1 pseudogene is annotated in these 260 nt (G+C 56.9%); it reads right to left on the reverse strand.

Annotated elements, in window-relative coordinates:
• Positions 1-78: 78 nt before the first annotated feature.
• A pseudogene (locus A7090_RS27415) lies at positions 79-180 on the reverse strand (hypothetical protein); the annotation flags it as partial.
• Positions 181-260: the final 80 nt, after the last annotated feature.

The following is a 260-nucleotide window of genomic DNA, read 5'->3' on the forward strand; positions in this document are numbered from 1 at the left end:
GGCCTGATAAGACGCGTTAAGCGTCGCATCAGGCAATGTGCGCCCTACGTTGGATGCGGCGCGTGCGCCTTATCCAACCTACAGATGGCAATGCTTTTCCTCATTCACCCAGATCCGCATTTCGCCTTCCCCCCGGTTAGCCCAGCTAAACCACGGGATAAACGTCAGAGTTTGCGGCTGGCCTACGTTCTCGCACCGACTCGTAGGCCTGATAAGACGCGTTAAGCGTCGCATCAGGCAATGTGCCCCCTACGTTGGAT

It is taken from the genome of Escherichia sp. MOD1-EC7003, assembly GCF_002965065.1.
Lineage (GTDB): Bacteria > Pseudomonadota > Gammaproteobacteria > Enterobacterales > Enterobacteriaceae > Escherichia.